At 60.4% G+C, this 18,532-nt stretch carries 21 protein-coding genes; 12 read left to right on the plus strand and 9 right to left on the minus strand.

Annotated elements, in window-relative coordinates:
- Positions 1–43: 43 nt before the first annotated feature.
- The 6 genes from tolB to ybgC all read right to left on the minus strand — a co-directional run bounded on the left by tolB (position 44) and on the right by ybgC (position 4,984).
- Positions 44–1,351 carry a Tol-Pal system beta propeller repeat protein TolB gene (tolB, locus tag HJB89_RS15335; protein WP_221150153.1) on the minus strand — a complete coding sequence of 436 codons (1,308 nt, stop codon included), beginning with the start codon at positions 1,349–1,351 and terminating at the stop codon, positions 44–46.
- Positions 1,352–1,372: 21 nt separating this feature from the next.
- The gene (locus HJB89_RS15340) at positions 1,373–1,807 is read right to left on the minus strand and encodes a cell envelope integrity protein TolA (RefSeq protein ID WP_221150154.1); all 435 of its coding nucleotides are present in this window, start codon (positions 1,805–1,807) and stop codon (positions 1,373–1,375) included.
- Positions 1,808–2,950, minus strand: a complete 1,143-nt coding sequence (locus HJB89_RS15345; protein WP_221150155.1) for a hypothetical protein — start codon at positions 2,948–2,950, stop codon at positions 1,808–1,810.
- An 8-nt stretch (positions 2,951–2,958) separates the two neighbouring features.
- A complete protein-coding gene (gene tolR, locus HJB89_RS15350) occupies positions 2,959–3,414 on the minus strand; it encodes a protein TolR (protein WP_207581667.1) in 456 nt (151 codons plus the stop codon).
- 18 nt (positions 3,415–3,432) lie between these two features.
- Positions 3,433–4,152 (minus strand): protein TolQ, encoded by a 720-nt coding sequence (tolQ, locus tag HJB89_RS15355; RefSeq protein WP_221116382.1) that lies wholly within the window; start codon positions 4,150–4,152, stop codon positions 3,433–3,435.
- A gap of 376 nt (positions 4,153–4,528) precedes the next feature.
- A complete protein-coding gene (ybgC, locus tag HJB89_RS15360) occupies positions 4,529–4,984 on the minus strand; it encodes a tol-pal system-associated acyl-CoA thioesterase (RefSeq protein ID WP_012758853.1) in 456 nt (151 codons plus the stop codon).
- A 119-nt stretch (positions 4,985–5,103) separates the two neighbouring features.
- Here ybgC and HJB89_RS15365 point away from each other — a divergent pair, with 119 nt between their 5' ends.
- From HJB89_RS15365 to HJB89_RS15395, 7 genes are all read left to right on the plus strand, one after another.
- Positions 5,104–6,324, plus strand: coding sequence for an NAD-dependent epimerase/dehydratase family protein (locus HJB89_RS15365; protein WP_221116383.1), 1,221 nt, complete (start codon positions 5,104–5,106; stop codon positions 6,322–6,324).
- A gap of 8 nt (positions 6,325–6,332) precedes the next feature.
- The gene (locus HJB89_RS15370; RefSeq protein ID WP_221150231.1) at positions 6,333–7,169 is read left to right on the plus strand and encodes a glycosyltransferase; all 837 of its coding nucleotides are present in this window, start codon (positions 6,333–6,335) and stop codon (positions 7,167–7,169) included.
- Positions 7,166–8,083 carry an NAD(P)-dependent oxidoreductase gene (locus tag HJB89_RS15375; protein WP_221150156.1) on the plus strand — a complete coding sequence of 306 codons (918 nt, stop codon included), beginning with the start codon at positions 7,166–7,168 and terminating at the stop codon, positions 8,081–8,083. Before HJB89_RS15370 ends, HJB89_RS15375 begins: the two co-directional genes overlap by 4 nt.
- A gap of 46 nt (positions 8,084–8,129) precedes the next feature.
- Positions 8,130–8,828 carry a hypothetical protein gene (locus HJB89_RS15380; protein WP_207581671.1) on the plus strand — a complete coding sequence of 233 codons (699 nt, stop codon included), beginning with the start codon at positions 8,130–8,132 and terminating at the stop codon, positions 8,826–8,828.
- Positions 8,829–8,944: 116 nt separating this feature from the next.
- Positions 8,945–9,532, plus strand: a complete 588-nt coding sequence (locus tag HJB89_RS15385; protein WP_221116386.1) for a 5-formyltetrahydrofolate cyclo-ligase — start codon at positions 8,945–8,947, stop codon at positions 9,530–9,532.
- A 3-nt stretch (positions 9,533–9,535) separates the two neighbouring features.
- A complete protein-coding gene (locus HJB89_RS15390) occupies positions 9,536–10,360 on the plus strand; it encodes a TIGR00282 family metallophosphoesterase (protein ID WP_164008083.1) in 825 nt (274 codons plus the stop codon).
- Between the two features lie 229 nt (positions 10,361–10,589).
- Positions 10,590–11,435, plus strand: a complete 846-nt coding sequence (locus tag HJB89_RS15395) for an MBL fold metallo-hydrolase (protein ID WP_207581673.1) — start codon at positions 10,590–10,592, stop codon at positions 11,433–11,435.
- A gap of 48 nt (positions 11,436–11,483) precedes the next feature.
- On the opposite strand, the gene HJB89_RS15400 is transcribed toward HJB89_RS15395, so the two are convergent.
- On the minus strand, positions 11,484–11,987 hold the full coding sequence (locus tag HJB89_RS15400; protein ID WP_207581674.1) for a pyridoxamine 5'-phosphate oxidase family protein: 504 nt from the start codon (positions 11,985–11,987) through the stop codon (positions 11,484–11,486).
- Positions 11,988–12,126: 139 nt separating this feature from the next.
- On the opposite strand from HJB89_RS15400, the gene HJB89_RS15405 reads away from it, so the two are divergent.
- Positions 12,127–12,873, plus strand: a complete 747-nt coding sequence (locus HJB89_RS15405; RefSeq protein WP_207581675.1) for a YebC/PmpR family DNA-binding transcriptional regulator — start codon at positions 12,127–12,129, stop codon at positions 12,871–12,873.
- A gap of 111 nt (positions 12,874–12,984) precedes the next feature.
- On the opposite strand, the gene HJB89_RS15410 is transcribed toward HJB89_RS15405, so the two are convergent.
- Together HJB89_RS15410 and HJB89_RS15415 are read right to left on the minus strand one after the other, a co-directional pair.
- Positions 12,985–13,986, minus strand: coding sequence for an LLM class flavin-dependent oxidoreductase (locus tag HJB89_RS15410; RefSeq protein ID WP_221116437.1), 1,002 nt, complete (start codon positions 13,984–13,986; stop codon positions 12,985–12,987).
- Between the two features lie 126 nt (positions 13,987–14,112).
- Entirely contained in the window at positions 14,113–16,428 is a 2,316-nt protein-coding gene (locus HJB89_RS15415; protein WP_221141886.1) for a methyl-accepting chemotaxis protein, read from the minus strand.
- Positions 16,429–16,672: 244 nt separating this feature from the next.
- Between HJB89_RS15415 and ruvC the strand changes: the two genes are divergently transcribed.
- Genes ruvC through ruvA form a run of 4 tightly spaced genes read left to right on the plus strand, consistent with a single transcriptional unit; the run spans position 16,673 to position 18,532 of the window.
- On the plus strand, positions 16,673–17,182 hold the full coding sequence (ruvC, locus tag HJB89_RS15420) for a crossover junction endodeoxyribonuclease RuvC (RefSeq protein ID WP_209881823.1): 510 nt from the start codon (positions 16,673–16,675) through the stop codon (positions 17,180–17,182).
- A gap of 57 nt (positions 17,183–17,239) precedes the next feature.
- On the plus strand, positions 17,240–17,491 hold the full coding sequence (locus tag HJB89_RS15425; RefSeq protein WP_221116388.1) for an AbrB/MazE/SpoVT family DNA-binding domain-containing protein: 252 nt from the start codon (positions 17,240–17,242) through the stop codon (positions 17,489–17,491).
- Positions 17,491–17,904, plus strand: a complete 414-nt coding sequence (locus tag HJB89_RS15430; RefSeq protein WP_207581679.1) for a type II toxin-antitoxin system VapC family toxin — start codon at positions 17,491–17,493, stop codon at positions 17,902–17,904. The genes HJB89_RS15425 and HJB89_RS15430 overlap by 1 nt, the downstream gene beginning before the upstream one ends.
- A gap of 13 nt (positions 17,905–17,917) precedes the next feature.
- Complete coding sequence (ruvA, locus tag HJB89_RS15435) at positions 17,918–18,532, plus strand: Holliday junction branch migration protein RuvA (RefSeq protein WP_221116389.1); 615 nt, start codon at positions 17,918–17,920, stop codon at positions 18,530–18,532.

An 18,532-nucleotide genomic window follows, 5' to 3' on the forward strand; every position in this document is an offset into this window, starting at 1 on the left:
GATTCCATGACTTTGGGACGACATGAAGGCAGAAGCGCATTGCCTACTCCATAAGCGGCGACCAAGCGGGGTCGGAACCGTAGCTCGGCGTCTTCACAAGCTGCTCGTTGTAACCGGTCAGATCGATCGAATAGAGCTGCGGACCACCTGCGCCTGCCGCCTGGCGGAAGAACATCAGCACGCGGCCGTTCGGCGCCCAGGTCGGGCCCTCATTGTGGAAGCCGGTCGTCAGAATACGCTCGCCGGAACCATCCGGTTTCATCACGCCGATTGAGAACTTGCCGCCGGCCTGCTTGGTGAAGGCGATGAGATCGCCGCGCGGCGACCAGACCGGCGTCGAATAGGAACCGTCACCGAAGGAAATGCGGGTCTGGCCCGAGCCATCGGCATTCATCACATAGATCTGCGGTTTTCCGCCACGGTCGCTTTCGAAGCTGACGCGAGCGCCGTCAGGCGAATAGGACGGCGAAGTGTCGATCGCAGCCGTCGAGGTCAGGCGCGTCGTCGTGCGTGAGCGCAGGTCCATCGTATAGATGTTGGAATTGGCGTCCTGCTGCAGGCTCATGATCACCTTCTGGCCATCCGGCGAAAAGCGCGGCGAGAAGGTCATGCCGGGAAAATTGCCGACGACCTCACGCTGCCCGGTTTCCAGCTGCAGCAGATAGACCCGCGGCTGCTGGTTGGCAAAGGACATGTAGGTGACTTCCTGCCGGCTCGGCGAGAAACGCGGCGTCAGCACGAGATCGCTGCCATCCGTCAGCATGCGCACGTTGAAGCCGTCCTGATCCATGATCGCCAGCTGGCGCTTGCGCTGCTGCTTAGTGCCGGATTCGGAGACGAAGACGACGCGGGTATCGAAATAACCTTCTTCCCCGGTGATCTGCTTGTAGATCGCATCGGCAATGATATGCGCGACGCGGCGCCAGTTCTCCGGCTGCGTATAAAACTGCTGACCGGCCATCTGCTGTCCGGCAAAAGTATCCCACAGGCGGAATTCGGCGCGAAGGCGGCCATCCGCTTCCTTGGTGACCCTGCCGGTGACCAGCGCCTGGGCATTGATGACCTTCCAGTCCTCGAAGCGCGGCGAAGCGTCGGGATTAGAAATCTTCTCGATGAAGGCGGTTTTGTTGATGGGTGCGAAGAGACCGGACCGCTGCAAGTCGTCGGCGATGACTTGCGAGACCTGCGCGCCCATGTCGCCCTGGAAGTCGGTCACCGCGATCGGAAGCGGTTGGATATTGCCCTTGTTGATGTTGATTTCGACACGCGCATTTGCCGGAGAGGAGACAACAGCGCCAGCAGTCATACCGACGGCGACCACCAACGCGCGGATGAGAGAACATTTGACCATATCAAACAAGCCTTTCAGCATCTAATGGGTAAGAGCGCTGATGTCGAAGTTAAACGTGACTTCATTCCAGACATCGTATTTCTCTTTTGGAAGCATCGTAAAAGGAGCTGCGCGACGAATTGCGCGAAGGCCCGAATCGGCAATACTTTTCCGCGTACGCTCACTGCCACCGATGACCTGTACATCAGGGCTGCCTACGATCTGTCCGTCTCCAGCAAGCTTTATGTGAATCGTCATATGCACGCTGCCGATATCTTTCAGGCGGCTGTCGACGATGAATTGGCGTTCAATCGCATTTCTCAGCGCCGTAACTTCAGCCGCGCTGAGGACGTCGCCGTTTCGGCGAACAGCCGCCTCTGCATTTGCACTGAGCGGAAATGCGAGGCCAAGGATAAACCCCGTCAACACCGCGTATATCCCGAAAGGCTTCGCGAAATGGATCAGGTTCTTCGACACTTAAATCCCCAGATCGCTGGCATCGAAGTTGAGATCCATCTCGTTCCAGCCGTTTTCTCCCTCATATTTGTCTGCAGGCAAATTTTTGAGAGGAGATGATTTCATAACAGCGCGGTAGACACTGCTCTTAAGCGCTTGGCGTGTTGAATCCGGCCCGCCTGAAGCAATGACCTCGGGATCGCCAACGACATTACCGGCCTGATCAAGTTGAACACGAACCTTAAGATGAACCTCGTTGGCGCCGGCCAACCCGGAAACAACCGTCCAGTTACCAGAGATCTGGCCGCGTACGGCATCAATCTCGCTCTGGCTAAGTGCAGCACCACCATTGCTCTTCTTCGCACCAAGCGATGCTTCCTGCGTCGAGCGCTTCGCACCCCCAGCGGAAGGATCGGTCTTATTCAGCAGCGCAGCAACCTCGTCGGCGTTGAAGTCGCTCTTCATCGGTGAGGCGGATTTCGCCGTTTCCTGCTTCTTGTCCGCCTTCTTCTTGTCGGTCGGTGTGTCGGCGGTCTTAGGCTGGTCCGCAGTCTTTTCCGGCGGCTTTTCGACGGGCTTCTCTGGTTCCGGCGGCTTCACCTGCGGCTTGGCGACAGGCGTCGGTACATTGTCCGGCAGCGCCTCGGCATCGGGCTTCGGCGGCTCCTCCGGCTTGGCTTGTTCTTCCGGCGGTTTTTCCTCGGGCTTCGGCGGCGTCACCTCGACAGGCTTCGGCGGCGGAATGGAAGCGACCTCCTTCGGCTGCTCGACCTCCGTTTCCTCCTTGACGATCTCCTTGACGTCATTCGGCTTGGGATCGATCTTCGGCATCGGCTTGTCGCTCGAATTCGCCGCCGCAGCCTCGGTATTGCTGGGTTTGGCGTTCGGGACCGGCGGCGTCTTCAGATCGACATTGTTGTCGCCTGCATTCTCGGCCGGCTGCGCGATCGGCGGCCGCGTCGTCGGCACGGGTGCGGAAGTCTCCTTCTTCGGAGCCTTCTTGTCGCCTTGCTGCATCTGGGTAATGGATTCCACCGGCACCAGATCGACCGGCATCGCCTCGAAATCCTCCACCTTGAAGGATTCCGGCGCGCTGAGCGACACCATCGCCCAGGTAAGCACCAGACAGTGCAGAACAGCAGATGTGACGACGCTGGTCTTCATCTTGAACGCTATTGGTCCTTCTTCTGCTGCGTCACGAGGCCGATATTCTTGAAGCCTGCGCCCTGAATACGGGCCATGACGTCGGCGATGACGCCGTAAGGCGCTGTCGCGTCGCCGCGCACGAAGATCCGTTCGTTGTAACCAGTGGTGGCGATCGCCTCGAGCTTGGCGGCGATCTCGGCGGCCGGAATCGCCGTTTCCTGCAGGAACACTTCGCCGTCGTTCTTGACGGAGATGGTGATCGGCTGCGTCTCGGAATTCAGCGCCTTGGCCTGCGTCTCCGGCAGGTCGATCGGCACGCCAACGGTCATCATCGGTGCCGCGACCATGAAGATGATCAAAAGCACGAGCATGACGTCGACGAGCGGCGTCACGTTGATTTCGGAGATTACGGCCCTGTTCCGACCGCCGCGACGGCGGCGTCTACCGCCCCCGCCGTCATTGCCTCCAACAGCCATACCCATGTCAGTATACTCCGTTGGTTACTGAGCGGCAGCGCGCGGCTGTAGCTTCTCGTCGATCTGGCGCGAAAGTATGGCGGAGAATTCATCCGCGAAACCTTCCATGCGGCCCGAGAGCTTGCCGGCATCGGCAGAGAACTTGTTGTAGGCGATAACCGCCGGAATAGCGGCGACGAGACCGATCGCGGTGGCAAGCAGCGCTTCGGCGATACCGGGTGCGACAACCGCAAGGTTGGTCGACTTCGAACCTGCGATCGCCTGGAACGAGGTCATGATGCCGACGACCGTGCCGAAGAGACCGATGAACGGGCCGGCCGAACCGATCGTTGCCAGCGATCCAAGGCGGGCGCCGAGAAATTCGGTCTCACGGGCAAGCGTCACGTCCATCGCCCGGTCGATACGCATCTGCAGGCCGATCGGTGAGCGGGCGCCGCGTTCGAAGGATTTCTTCCATTCCCGCATGGCCGCAACGAAAATCGATGCCAGCCCGGTATTGTTGCGCTCCGACAGCGAGCGATAGAGTTCTTCCAGCGACTGGCCCGACCAGAACACCTGTTCGAATTTGTCGAACTGGCGCCGTGCGCGGCCATAGGCCAGGTATTTGTCGATAACGATCGCCCAGGTCCACACCGAGGCTGCGATAAGCCCGAGCATTACGAGCTTGACGACGATTCCGGCCTGCATGAAAAGCGACCAGAGGCTGACGTCCGTCGTTGCTGCTGCCAATCCTACTTGTTCCATTGATCCAAAATCCCCGAATCCAAACGCCCGGTGCTGGACCGGGCGGCACAAATTGATCTCGCAAGAAGTGTCCGGTGGCCGCCGCCCAAAGCCCTGGTCAAGCTTCCAAGCTCATCTTCCGCCTTCTTGCCGTCAAATTTGGTCAAAGGAAGGCGTGCACCGCACAAACTCCGACTTTCCCAGTAAGACACTATTATGGTTAATAGATCGTTAGTGCCGGACTGTGACAGCAAGCCTGTGTTTGGAAGATTTCATCCCATGGACTACTTGACCGGAGCAAGATCCGGCTGCCGAAAGAGCGCTCATCCTGCGGCGCGGGGAATTCCTTCACATAAAGATCAAGTTTTTACAAGCCCGAATTCCGGGCGATTCGCGGCTATAGCGGCGTGCTGCCTTCCAGGAATTTCACCGCCAGCGTTTCCGGCAGCCGCCGCGGCCGCCCTCTGGCGTTGATGACGGCGATGATCACCTTGGCGGCAATCAGCAGCGTCTCGCCGGATCGGATCTGCTGATTGAGCACCATCTTGGCGCCGCCGGCCTTTTCCGTGTGCGTCAGGATCGTCAGCACATCGTCCATGCGCGCCGGGCTCTTGAAGTCGATCTCCATGCGGTGGACGACGAAGACCAGGCCCTCCTCGTCGGCGCTGACGAGTTCGCGCTGCTCGACGCCGAGGCAACGCAGATAATCGGTGCGGCCACGCTCCAGGAAATGCAGATAGCGGGCGTGATAGACCAGGCCGGAGAAATCCGTATCTTCATAATAGACCCGCTGGACAAGGCGATGCCCGGCCTCGGTCAGCTCTCCCGAAATGGAAAAAGGGCGCTCCGTCATAATTTTCTCCAAACTGAGGTGCCCTCTTTGGCGCAACGCTTCCTGACAGGCAAGCATTGAATGATTGTCATAATTCCTAACTATTCCCGACATTGAGTGACCGATAAGGAGACGATGTGATGAAGATTGCGGTTATGGGCGGAGACGGTTTCATTGGCTGGCCAACGTCGCTGCATCTCTCCGATGCCGGACATGACATTCATATCCTCGACAATCTCTCACGCCGCTGGATCGACACGGAACTTGGCGTTCAGTCGCTGACACCGATGGATTCGATCCAGGAGCGCACCCGCATCTGGCATGTCGAAACCGGACGCCGCATCCACTTCAATCTGATCGATCTCGCCAAGGACTACGAACTGCTGAAGAACTGGCTTTCCGAACACCGTCCGGATGCCGTCATCCATTTTGCCGAGCAGCGGGCCGCACCCTATTCGATGAAGAGCGACCGCCATAAGAACTACACGGTCAACAACAATGTCAGCGCCACGCACAACCTGCTGAACGCGCTGACCGAGCTCAATCTCGATACCCATCTCATCCATCTCGGCACCATGGGCGTCTACGGCTACTCGACGGTCGGCGCTGCCATCCCAGAGGGCTACCTGCCGGTCGGCATCGAAACTCAAGGCGGCGAGACGGTGAGCCAGGAGATCCTCTATCCCTCCAACCCCGGCTCGATCTACCACATGACCAAGTGCCTGGATCAGCTTCTCTTCCAGTTCTATGCGAGGAATGATGGTCTCAGGATCACCGATCTGCACCAGGGCATCGTCTGGGGCACCCATACCGAACAGACGCGCCGCCACGCACAGCTCATCAACCGTTTCGACTACGACGGCGATTACGGCACGGTGCTGAACCGCTTCCTGATCCAGGCGGCGATCGGCTATCCGCTGACGGTACACGGCACCGGCGGCCAGACCCGCGCCTTCATCCACATCCAGGATTCGGTGCGCTGCATCGAGCTGGCGCTTGCGAACCCGCCGGCTCGCGGCGCGCGCGTTGAGATCTTCAACCAGATGACCGAAACCCACCGGGTGCGCGACCTCGCAGAGATGATCGCGGGGATCAGCGGCGCCGAGATCGCCTGGCTGCCCAACCCGCGCAAGGAAGCTGCCGAGAACGAGCTGATCGTCCGGAACGAAAAATTCCGCGATCTCGGCCTCGAACCGATCACGCTGGAAGCGGGCCTGCTCGGCGAGATCGTCGATGTCGCGAAGAAATTCGCCTATCGCGTCGACCGCTCGCGCGTGCCGGCCGTCTCCGCCTGGACCAAGGACATCGCCGCGACGATCAATCACGATCCCGAAGGCAAGCGGCTGAAGTCGGTATCATGAGCGGCGACATGACGAGCGCCAGCGAAAAACCAGCCCATTTCGCCTATATCACCCTCGTCACCAACGCCGACTACGCCATGGGCGCCACCGCCTTGGCGAATTCGCTGCGCCGCACCGACACCACCGCCGACATCGTCGTTCTCCACACCGGCGGCGTCGATGCCACCGCCCTCGTCCCGCTCAAAACCCTCGACTGCCGCCTGATCGAGGTCGAGCATTTGCCGCTGTCAGCTGCCTTCAACGAACGCCATGCCCGTGGCCAGCTCCATTCGGCGGCCCCCTTCACCAAGGGCCGCAAACCGGATTTTCATTCGCCGCTCGACAATTTCTGCAAGCTCAGGCTGTGGCAGCTTGTCGAATATGAGCGCTGCGTCTTCATCGATGCAGACGCCCTCGTACTGAAGAACGTCGACAGGCTCTTCCACTATCCGGAATTCTCCGCCGCCCCGAATGTCTATGAAAACCTCGCCGACTTTCGCCGCATGAATTCCGGCGTCTTCGTCGCCACGCCGTCGCATGACACATTCCGGCACATGCTCGAAACGCTCGACACGGCAGACGTTTTCTGGCGGCGCACCGATCAGACGTTTCTCGAGACTTTCTTCCCGGATTGGCACGGCCTGCCTGTTTATTTCAACATGCTGCAATATGTATGGTTCACCATGCCCGAGCTTTGGGACTGGAAGAACATTTCGATCCTGCATTACCAATATGAAAAACCGTGGGAAAAGGATCATCCCAAGGCAGCGCGACTACAACCCTTGATCGATTTGTGGCACCGTTTCCACGATGACGGCGATGTGCCCGAGATCACGGCGCTGGATAATCCGGAAGGGGCAGCATGAAGGTACTGGTATCTGGCGGAACGGGTCTCGTCGGCCGGTATGTCGTCGAGGAGCTGCTGGCTGGCGGATATCAGGTGATCGTCGGAGGGCGCTGTGCGCCGCTGCCCCGCCTCTTCTCGCGCCCGGTCGATTTCGCAGCGCTTTCGCTCGATCCCGACAAGGATCAGATCGGTGTTTTCGACGATGCCTATTTCTTCGTCCACGCCGCCTTGAGCCATGTTCCGGGCAAATATCGCGGCGGCGAGGGCGACGATCCGAAGAATTTCCACAAGCTGAACCTCGACGGCACCGTCCGGCTTTTCGAAGCCGCCAAACGCGCCGGCACACGCCGCTGCGTCTTCCTGTCCAGCCGCGCCGCCTATGGCGAACATCCCGAGGGAACCGAGCTGGCGGAAACCATGCTGGCCAAGCCCGAAACGCTCTACGGCCAGGTCAAGCTCGATGCCGAACGCGCGCTTGCCCACCTCTCCACGCCGGGTTTTGCCGGCGTGAGCCTGAGGGCGACCGGGATCTACGGCGATCTCTCGCCGAACAAATGGGACGGGCTTACCGCCGATTATCTCGCCGGCCGGGCGGTTGTTTCGCGTGTAGGAACGGAAGTTCACGGCCGCGACCTCGGGCGTGCGGTACGGCTGATGCTGGAGACGGAAAGCACCCGCATCTCCGGCGAGGTCTTCAACGTCTCGGACATATCAGTCGACACGCGCGATATTCTTTCGCCTATCCGGCGCGAGACCGGCTGTCGGCACGTGCTGCCGCCCCCCGCCGACAGGGTGGCGCTCAATCGCATGAGCACGGCGAAAATCCGCGCGCTCGGCTGGTTGCCGGGCGGAGCAACGCTGTTTGAAGAAACGATGCAACGGCTCGCCGCGGCCCTACGGGCGGCCCCAGAACACAGGTCCACGCAAGTCTGACGTTGCAGGATGCGCCGAATTGCAATCGGGCTGTCGGGGATTGTTCATGCAGGTCGCAACTACGTCTGCCTCCATCATCTTGCGCGGCACGCCTTCTGCTGCAGCAATGTCTGCCGCCGGAAACGAGACCGATCAGGGTGTGCTGAAGCTGCAGCGCAGCACCCAGACGCTGCAGCAGATGCGGCAGACCTTGGCGAATTCCGGGGACGAAGCCAAGACAAAGGCACAACGCAAGCTCGACGAGGCAAAGCAACAGCTGGAGATGCTGCGCAGCTCCAATATGCCGCCCGAGGTGGTCGCCCGTCTGGCCGCCGAACTGGCGCGCAAGGTCGGCACCGCCGCTTCAGAATTCGCATCGGCCGCCGCGACCGGCAGCCCTGCAGCAGTCGCTCCGGTGGACGCAACCACGGATGCAACAGCCGCCGCGACGAGCGGGACTGAGGCTGCACTGACGGATGTCTCAGAAAAAACCGCGACCGGATCGCAGGAACCGGTCGACGCCGCCCAGGCCCGCGAGGCCTATGAGAGCACCGCCGAGGACGCGCCAAAATCCTCGGGCATCTCGTCCGATGACCGAGAAACGATGGAAGCGTTCAAGGCGGTCGTGCGCGAACTCAGGCAATTGCTCGAAAAGGCGATGCACGACCTGCGGCAGCAGGACTGGCAGGGCGGGGCCAACGCCGTGCCTGATATGGCAGGCTTATCCACCGGCACCGCGACAATACCGACAAGCATCGTCATCTGACCTCCGGCCGCATCCCGCCGACAGGGCGTGAAACGGGCGCAGCACTGTCGCATCCGGCATTTGCATCGGACATCCAGGCGTCTATGCTCGGTCAATCTCTCATACCGGTAGATCGAATGACCGCTCAACAACTGAAAGCACAGCTGCGCAACGAACGGCTGTCCGCACGCGACGCCATCCCGGGCGAGAAACGCGCCTCCAAGAGTCTCGCAATGGCTGAACATGCAGGCGAAGCGGTTGGTTTTGCGCTGGGCACAATTGTCTCCGGCTTCCTGCCGATCCGTTCGGAAGCTGATCTCAGGCCGCTGATGGCGCGCTTTGCCGTGCGCGGTGCGCGGCTCTGCGTGCCGGCGATCCTCGATCGACAGACCATCGTCTTTCGCGAGTTGGCGGAGGGTGCGCCGCTTGTCGATACCGGTTTCGGCACGGTCGGCCCTGGCGCGGATGCCGCCATTCTTAATCCGGAAATCATGCTCGTGCCGCTTTCGGCCTTCGATGCCCGCGGCCACCGCATCGGTTACGGCGCCGGCCACTACGACCGCGCCATCAGCCGGCTGAGACAAAAAGGCCTGCATCCGAAGCTGATCGGCATTGCATTCGACTGCCAGGAAGTGGCACATGTGCCCGCTGAGCCGCACGACATAAGCCTGGATGCCATCCTGACAGAAAGCGGCCTTCGCTTTTTTGCCTCTTGGATTGGATAGGGAATGCGGCTGCTTTTTTTGGGTGACATGGTCGGCAAGACGGGACGCACGGCAGTCTGGGAGCGCCTTCCCGGCCTGATCTCCGACCTCAAGCTCGATTTCGTCGTCGTCAACGGCGAGAATGCCGCCGGCGGCTTCGGCATCACCGAGGACATCTTTCTGGAGACGATCAATGCCGGCGCCGATGTGGTGACGACGGGCAATCACGTTTGGGACCAGAAGGAAGCCGTGGCCTTTGCCGGGAGGCACGATCAATTTCTGCGGCCGGCCAACTATCCGCAAGGCACGCCCGGCCGCGGCTCCGGCCTGTTCTATGCCAGGAATGGCGCGCGCGTGCTCGTCGCCAACGTCATGGGCCGGGTCTTCATGCATCCGGAACTCGACGACCCGTTCAAATCGGCGGAAGTGATCCTCGCTGCCTGCCCGCTCAAGGAGCAGGCCGATGCGATCATCTTCGATTTTCATGCAGAGGCGACCAGCGAGAAGCAATGCTTCGGCCATTTCGTCGACGGCCGCGCCAGTTTCGTCGTCGGCACCCACACGCATGTGCCGACCGCCGACACACAGATCCTGAACGGCGGAACCGCCTATATGTCGGATGCCGGCATGTGCGGCGACTACGACTCTTCTCTCGGCATGGATAAGGAAGAGCCGCTCAACCGCTTCATCTCCAAGATGCCGAAGGGCCGCATGGAAGCCGCGAACGGCCCGGCGACGATCTGCGGCGTCGGCGTGGAGATTTCCGATAGAACCGGCCTGGCCGAAAAGATCGCGCCGCTTCGGCTCGGGCCGCGGCTGGCCGAGACGGTGCCGGAGTTCTGGCGCTAGAGCAATTCCAGCAAAAGTGAGCAACAGTTTTGCGTCCGGAACTGTGTTAAAACAAATAGATAGAGCATTTCCGTGGTTTGGAGAAAAACGGAAATGCTCTAAGCCCGCCGCCCCCGCGCCGATACGCAGACCCACACGCAATCGTGAGCATCCTAGTCTGGACCGCTGCGACCTCATGCCGCATCCTTCCGCCGCCAATTCAAAGTGATAGAGCGCCGGAGGGGGTGGCATGAAGCCGCAATATCTTGTCCTTGCTATCGCATGCCTTGCGGCCTTCGCCGCGCCAGGTCTTGCCGGGGCACAGGGTGAGCGACCGCCCGTCAGCCACTGCCAGGCGATCGCGCAGAACGTCCCGCAGGCAACCTTCGCAAGCTTTTCCGGCGCCACGCCGCTAACGCCTGCCGTCTCCGAGGGCGAAGACGTCAAATTCACCTTCCTCGGCCATTCCACCTTCGAGATAGACACGCCCGGCGGCATCGTCATCGCGACAGATTATAACGGCTGGTACAAGCCGGGAACGATGCCCGATGTCGTGACCATGAACAAGGCGCACACGAGCCACTTTACCTTGACGCCCGATCCTGAGATCAAGCATGTGCTGCATGGCTGGAGCGACGTTCCGGGCGAGAAGGCCAACATCAATCTCGTCATTGGCGATGCCTATATCCGCAATGTCCCGACGGATATCCGTTTCAGCTATGGCCTTGGCGGCTCGCAGGAAAACGGCAACTCCATCTTCATTTTCGAAATCGCCGGCCTTTGCATCGGCCATCTCGGCCACCTGCACTATGAACTGACGGATGCCCATTACACCGAGATCGGCCGCCTCGACATCGTCATGGTCCCGGTCGATGGTGGCCTGACCATGGGCGCCGACAGCATGAGCCGCGTCATCAAGCGGCTACGCTCGTCGTTGATTCTGCCGATGCACCGGCGCGGCCCGCCGGTCGAAGCCTTCGTGTCAATGTTCGGCAAGGATTTCGACGTCGTCAATGCGCCCGATGACAGTATCACCATCTCCATGCGCACCCTGCCGAAAAGGCCGCTGATCTATGTACTGAAGGGTGTGCAGTAAAAAGGCCCGGCGATTTTCCCCGGGCCTAAAGCGACACTCTTCAAATCATCAAGCGAACTGCAGGTGGCGCTTGATGCCGACATCCGGCATCTTGTCGTCGTCAAGATTGGCCTTGGCGATCTCCCAGCCGAATTTCAGCTTGTTGCCTGTGGAAACCCAGATCTCGGCATCGTCGACATGGAGGGAAAGCATGGTGAGCTTGGGGTCTTTCTTGCCGCCATCATACCAGGCCGCGACAATCGAAGTCCAATATTCCTCGATCTTGGAAGGGTCAGGGCGCACGTCGATCACACCGGCAAGGCAGGCGTGATAGTCGTGATCCTTGCCGATAACACAGAAATGCGCGCGGCTTCCCGGTTTTATGGCGCGCACGATGTCGGCATCGGTCTTGGTATAGAACCAGATCGTGTTGGTGGTGGGATCGGCATGCGGCGCCATCGGCTGCATGTGCATGTCCAGCCCGGAAATCCCGAGCATGCCGGCATGAACATCGTTGACCTGATCCCAGAGCTGACGTGCTGGCTGTTCCTGCGCATCGCTGAGACTTGCCATGACCGTTCCTTTCCGTTGGATGGAGTTCCTGAAACGTCATCCCCCCGCCTTTGTTCCAAACTGCTTTTTCCTTGAACGGGTACCGTTTCGCTCTTATAAGGCGGCCCATTCCGAACAATATGACGTGGACAGGGGTGCCATGGCTGGCCATTCACAGTTTAAAAACATCATGCACCGCAAGGGCCGTCAGGATTCCGTGCGGTCAAAAATGTTCTCCAAGCTTGCGCGCGAAATCACCGTTGCCGCCAAGGCCGGCCTGCCCGACCCGACGATGAACGCCCGCCTTCGCCTGGCGATCCAGAACGCTAAGGCCCAGTCCATGCCGAAGGACAATATCGACCGCGCCATCAAGAAGGCAGCTGGCGCCGACGGCGAAAACTACGATGAAGTCCGTTATGAGGGTTATGGCCCCGGCGGCACGGCGATCATCGTCGAAGCTCTGACCGACAACCGCAACCGCACCGCCTCCAACGTCCGTTCGATCTTCACCAAGGCTGGCGGAGCGCTTGGCGAAACCGGTTCCGTTTCCTTCTCCTTCGACCATGTCGGCGAAATCACCTACAAGCTGTCCGTCGGCGATGCCGACAAGGTGATGGAAGCCGCGATCGAAGCCGGCGCCGACGATGTCGAGACCGACGAAGACGGCCACTACATCACCTGCGGATTCGAAGCTCTCGGAGAGGTGGCAAAAGCGCTGGAAGCGAGCCTGGGCGACGCCGAGACTGTCAAAGCCGTCTGGCGCGCCCAGAACAACGTGCCGGTGGACGAAGAAAAGGCCCAGTCGCTGATGAAGCTCATCGACAGCCTAGAAGACGATGACGACGTGCAGAACGTCTACTCAAACTTCGAGGTCTCGGAAGAAGTGCTGGCGAAACTCTCGGCCTGAATTTCCTCAGAACGATCATCAATGGAAAACCCGGCCGCGATGCCGGGTTTCTGCTGCCGATGGACGGTCAGCGCTCGCGATGTTCCGCCCTCGAGGCGCAGCTTGGCAAGCCTACGCGGCCGCCCGCATGAAATTTCCCAAGCCCGCAAACAGTTCCACCGACGTCAACCGCGCTTCGATGTCGTGGATCGGCATCGAGATGATCACCTCGTCGGCCTGCGTTTCCTTGAGAAACTCCGTCAGTTTCGCCTCCGCCGTCGTCGGCGATCCGACCACGGCGTAACGCAGCGTGTGTTCGACGTTCATCTTCTCCATCGGCGACCAGAAATTTTCCATATCGGCCAACGGGCGCGGGAACGGGCCGCGGACATTGCGGCGCAGGTTGACGAACTGCTGCTCGGCGGAGGTGAAATGGTACCGCGCCTCTTCGTCGGTCGCAGCCACCGCGCCCATCACGCCGACCATCACATAAGGTTTGTCGAGCGTCGACGAGGGCTGGAAGCGGTCCCGGTAGATCGCGATCGCATCAAGCAGCATGTCGGGCGCAAAATGCGAAGCGAAGGCATAGGGAAGTCCTAGCATGGAAGCAAGCTGGGCACTGTAGAGGCTGGAGCCCAGCAGCCAGATCGGGATATGCGATGAATTGCCGGGAACCGCAAGGATCGTCTGGTTTTCGACTGGCGTATCGAGGAGTTGCTGCAGTTCCACCACGTCGTTCGGGAAACTGTTCGCACCGGCCTCGAGATTGCGCCGCAGCGCCTGTGCCGTGCGCATGTCCGTTCCCGGCGCGCGCCCGAGGCCGAGATCGATGCGGCCGGGGAAGAGCGCCTCGAGCGTGCCGAACTGCTCGGCAATGACGAGCGGCGAATGATTGGGCAGCATGATGCCGCCGGAGCCGATACGGATGCGCGTTGTTGCGGCGCCGACATGGCCGATGACGACGGCAGTGGCGGCGCTGGCGATCCCCGGCATGCCGTGATGCTCGGCGAGCCAAAAGCGCTTGTAGCCGAATTGCTCGGCCTTCCCGGCCATCCGCGCCGAGCTCTCGAGAGACTGGCGGATGCTGCTGCCTTCGGCAACGGGGGAAAGGTCGAGTATGGAGAAGGGAACCATGGGAAACCTACCGGGCAGTTGAACGATGCCGTCTATGTAGGTTGCCGCCCCAGCCATTCCAAACCATGCACCCAAACAAAAGGGCCGCGCGAGCGCGACCCAGTGTCAGCTCTCAGAAGCCACGGTTTACCGGTGACGGCGCAGCACATGCACTTCGGCGCTTGGGTGGTGGTTTCCGTGCGGCAGCGTGAAATTACCGAGCTGGCGATCCATTTCCAGGGCTTCCGTTGCCAGCCTGTGGATCGCCGCCGTCGTCTCCTCGACCATCGACGCGTTCTGCTGCGTCATCGCGTCGAGTTCGGCGACGGCACTGTTGATCTCGCGTAACGTATTGGCTTCCTCGCGGGTCGCACCCATGATCTCATTGATTTGTCCGTTGATCGCCTCGACATGGGCGCCGATGCCGGTCAACGCAACGCCAGCCTTTTCCACAAGCGCCACGCCGCTTTCGACTTCATATGTCGATTTCTGCAGCAGGCTGGAGATTTCCTTTGCCGCACTCGATGAGCGCTGTGCCAGCTCGCGCACTTCCATGGCGACGACGGCGAAGCCCTTGCCCGATTCACCGGCACGCGCCGCCTCGACGCCAGCATTGAGCGCCAAGAGGTTGGTCTGGAAAGCGATGTCGTCGATGACCGAGATGATCGTGTTGATCTGACGCGAAGACGTCTGGATTGCCTCCATCGCTGCAATCGTCTCGCGCATGATCTGGCCGGAGCCAGTCGTCTCCTTCTTGGCGTCGCGGGCGATGCGCTCGGCCTGTTCGGCTCGCTCGATCTGCCGGCGGACGGACTGGGTGATGGCGCTGATCGCATTCGCCGTCTCGGTGATCGAGCCGGCCTGACGCTCGGTGCGCCCTGCAAGCTCGTCGGCGCCGGTGCGCATCTCCTCTGAGCCGGCACGCACCGCCATCGAGTTGCCGCCGATAGCCGTCATTGTTTCACTCAGCGTCGCCAGCGCCTCGTTGAAATTGACGCGCAGGCTTTCAAGCTCATTCGGGAAACGGGTATCGATCTGGTAGGCGAGATCGCCAGTCGCCAGATGATGCAGACCCTCATCGATCGCTTCGACGACGTGCTGCAGGCTCTTCGCCTCGGCTTCGCGCTCAGCCAGGTTCTGCTGGCGGTCGTGATCGGCCTTCAGGCGCGTTTCTTCGCTGGCGGCTTCGAGTTCGCGGCTTTCGATCAGCGACTGGCGGAAGCGGGCGAGCGCATTCGCCATCGTGCCGATCTCGTCCTTGCGGTTCTGGCTGCCGATCTCGCTGTCGAGCTTGCCGTCGGCAACATCACGGGTGACGCCGGCAAGCCGCGCAAGCGGCGAAAACAGGAAATTGGTGACGAGGCCGGTCGCGACCGCCATGACGACGAGCACGCCGATGCCGATCATCGTCAGCAGCGTGGCGATCTCGATCGAGCCGGCATTAAGCTCGCTCAAAAGCACGCTCTCGACAACGAGGAAGCGGTCGCCACGATAGTCGATACCGCCGACATAGGCGCGGGCCGCGCCGTCCGCCCGGCTGAAGTCGGCCACCGTCATCGCCGAACTGGCAAGCGCGTTCTTGATGAAGGTGAAAGGAGCCGCATCGAGCGTCGCAAGCTTGCCGCTCGCGTCGAGACCGACGGCGGAGCCATCGCTGGAGACGATCGCTGCCTGCGCCGTGCTGCCCTGGACGATGCCCTTGCCAAGGATACCGGTGACGATGTCGTCGCGCACCTTGAAGAGGATGATGCCCTTGGCCGCACCGAGTTTGATGATCGGTACGGCATAGAAGATCGCCGATTTGCCGCTGGCGGTATCGACGCGAAGACCGGAAAAACCCGTCGGCGCGGCGTCATCGGTCGCCTTGGCGGTATTCTCGATCGCCTTGGCGAAGGCGATACCGGCGCCGGTGGTCTTCCACGCGTCCGACTTGAGGTTCTCGGCGAAATCGTCTTGCTTCTTGTAGGAATAGAGGACCGTGCCGTCGAGGTCGGCAATCAGCAGATCGCTGAAGGCGGTACCCTCGAGATCGCGGGCAACTTCGCCCTGCGTCTTCTCGTGGTTCGAATAATAAAAGCCGCTCGGTCCTTCCGGCTTCATCAGCTTCTCCCGCTGGTCGGCCGGGTTGGGATTGCCCGCAATGAAAACCTTCTTCAATTCGGCGCGGGCATCGCCCGAGGTCTTCTCGATCGTCTTCCAGCCGCTCTTCAGGCTGGTGATCGACATCTGCAACGATTCGATGCGCGCGATGGAATTTGCCTGGTTTTCAAGCTGCGTCAGCTGGTCCTGCAGCATGTCGCCGCGAAAGATCAGTACGCTCTCCTTAGCCTTCAGCGCTTGCTCGTCGGAGATCCGGCTGCTGGCGAAATAGGCAAGCACGTCGATCACGGCGATCGATAGCACGGTCAGCAGAATGAATGTGGCAATGACCTTGAAGGACAGGGACTGAAATCTCTGAGCCATGTACGACGAACCCCTTCTGACACGCCTGCCGGCGTGGGCACGCAGCGCATGCCTGATCGACCGATCTTTAAACAGAACATCGGGGGGCTTATCTCCTTGCGACACGAGACCCCCCTTCGTATTTGACACTAGAATTCAAGCATCTGTTTTAATTCGCGGTAAATGGAGCGGCTTAAATCCGAGAATGTTTTTGTTTTGTTCACATATCGATGGCAGTTATTTCGCAGTCGCTATAGGTTGAACCATGCAAAATACGATTCGCATCGTCGGCATCGATCCCGGGCTTCGCCGCACCGGCTGGGGAATCATCGACACGCTGGGCAATTCCCTGCGGTTTGTGGCCTCCGGAACCGTGACCTCCGATGGAGACATGGACCTCGCCTCTCGCCTCTGCCAGTTGCACGATGGCCTGGCGGAGGTCGTCCATAGCTACACGCCGGATGAAGCTGCCGTCGAACAGACCTTCGTCAACAAGGATGCTGTGGCGACCCTGAAACTTGGCCAGGCCCGCGGCATCGCCATGCTGGTGCCGGCCCGCGCCGGACTGCAGGTCTCCGAATATGCTCCGAATGCCGTGAAGAAGGCGGTCATCGGCGTCGGCCATGGCGAAAAGCGCCAGATCCATATGATGTTGAAAATCCTGATGCCGAAAGTTGAATTCAAGGGCGATGACGCGGCCGACGCCCTGGCGATCGCCATCTGCCATGCCCACAATCGCGGCAGCAACCGGATGCGGCAGGCACTGGCCGGCTAGTTTGTTCTTGACTTGTTCCGATGGTAAGGATAATTCTTACTTTGAAGGAGCAACAAGATGCGCGTCACGTCCAAAGGCCAGGTCACCATCCCTCGCGATCTCAGGGAGCTTGCCGGCATCGAGGCCAACAGCGAGGTCATCTTCTCGATCGAGAACGGCAAGCTGGTTGTCTCGCCGAAAAATGGCAGGCAGGAGATCGAGGATAGAGGTCGGCTCGACCGGTTCCTGCAGACGATCCGTCGTCTCGAAGGAACCGGTGATCAGAAGATCGATGCCGAAGACCTCATGTCGATGACCCGTGATCGCTGATGGCGACGCTTGTCGATACAAACATCCTCGTCGACCTGGCCGTGGTCAGTTCGGACTGGCATGGGTGGTCGCGTCGGAAATTGCTCGACGTCTTCAGAGATGGGCCAGTGCTCATAAATCCGATTATCTATTCCGAATTTTCCGTTCGCTACGACGATATGGATGAAGTTGAGCAACTGCTTCCGCAGGATGAATTCCGCCGCGAGAACCTGCCTTGGCCGGCTGTATTTGCCGCTGCTCAAGCTTTCCGGCTTTACCGTCGTGCCGGCGGAGGACGCGAACGGATATTGCCCGACTTCCTCATCGGCGCCCATGCGACGATCAGGGGTTACAAAATTTTGACCCGCGATCCCGGCGGATACCGGTCTTACTTTCCCTCCGTGGAACTTATCACACCCGAAACGCACCCTTGAAAGACCGCGACCCATGATCGGCAAGCTGAAAGGCACCATAGACGAGATCGGCGAAGACTATGTACTCGTCGATGTGCACGGCGTCTGCTACGTCGCCCATTGCTCCGCCCGCACCCTCTCCAAGCTTGGCTCGGCCGGCGAGGCCTGCATGCTGTTCATCGAGACCTATGTGCGCGAGGATCAATTGAAGCTCTTCGGCTTCATGACGGCGCTGGAGCGGGAATGGTTCAATTTGCTCCAGAGTGTCCAGGGCGTCGGCGCCAAGGTGGCGCTTGCCGTACTCTCGACCCTGACGCCGGGCGAACTCGCCAATGCAATAGCTCTGCAGGACCGCACCGCCGTCTCCCGCGCGCCGGGGGTCGGCCCGAAAGTGGCGATGCGCCTCGTCACCGAACTCAAGAACCGGGCGCCGGCCTTTGCCGGGGAAGGGATCAATATTGCCCTCAAGCAGGAACTCGGCGAAGGTGTCGCGGCCGCACCAGTTACCGATGCGGTTTCCGCACTGACGAACCTCGGCTATTCCCGCGACCAGGCGGCAAATGCCATTGCCGCGGCGATGAAGGTGGCGGGCGACGGCGCCGACAGCGCAAAGTTGATTAGGTTGGGATTGAAAGAATTGGCGCGATAA

Source organism: Rhizobium sp. NZLR8 (genome assembly GCF_019685025.1).
Lineage (GTDB): Bacteria > Pseudomonadota > Alphaproteobacteria > Rhizobiales > Rhizobiaceae > Rhizobium.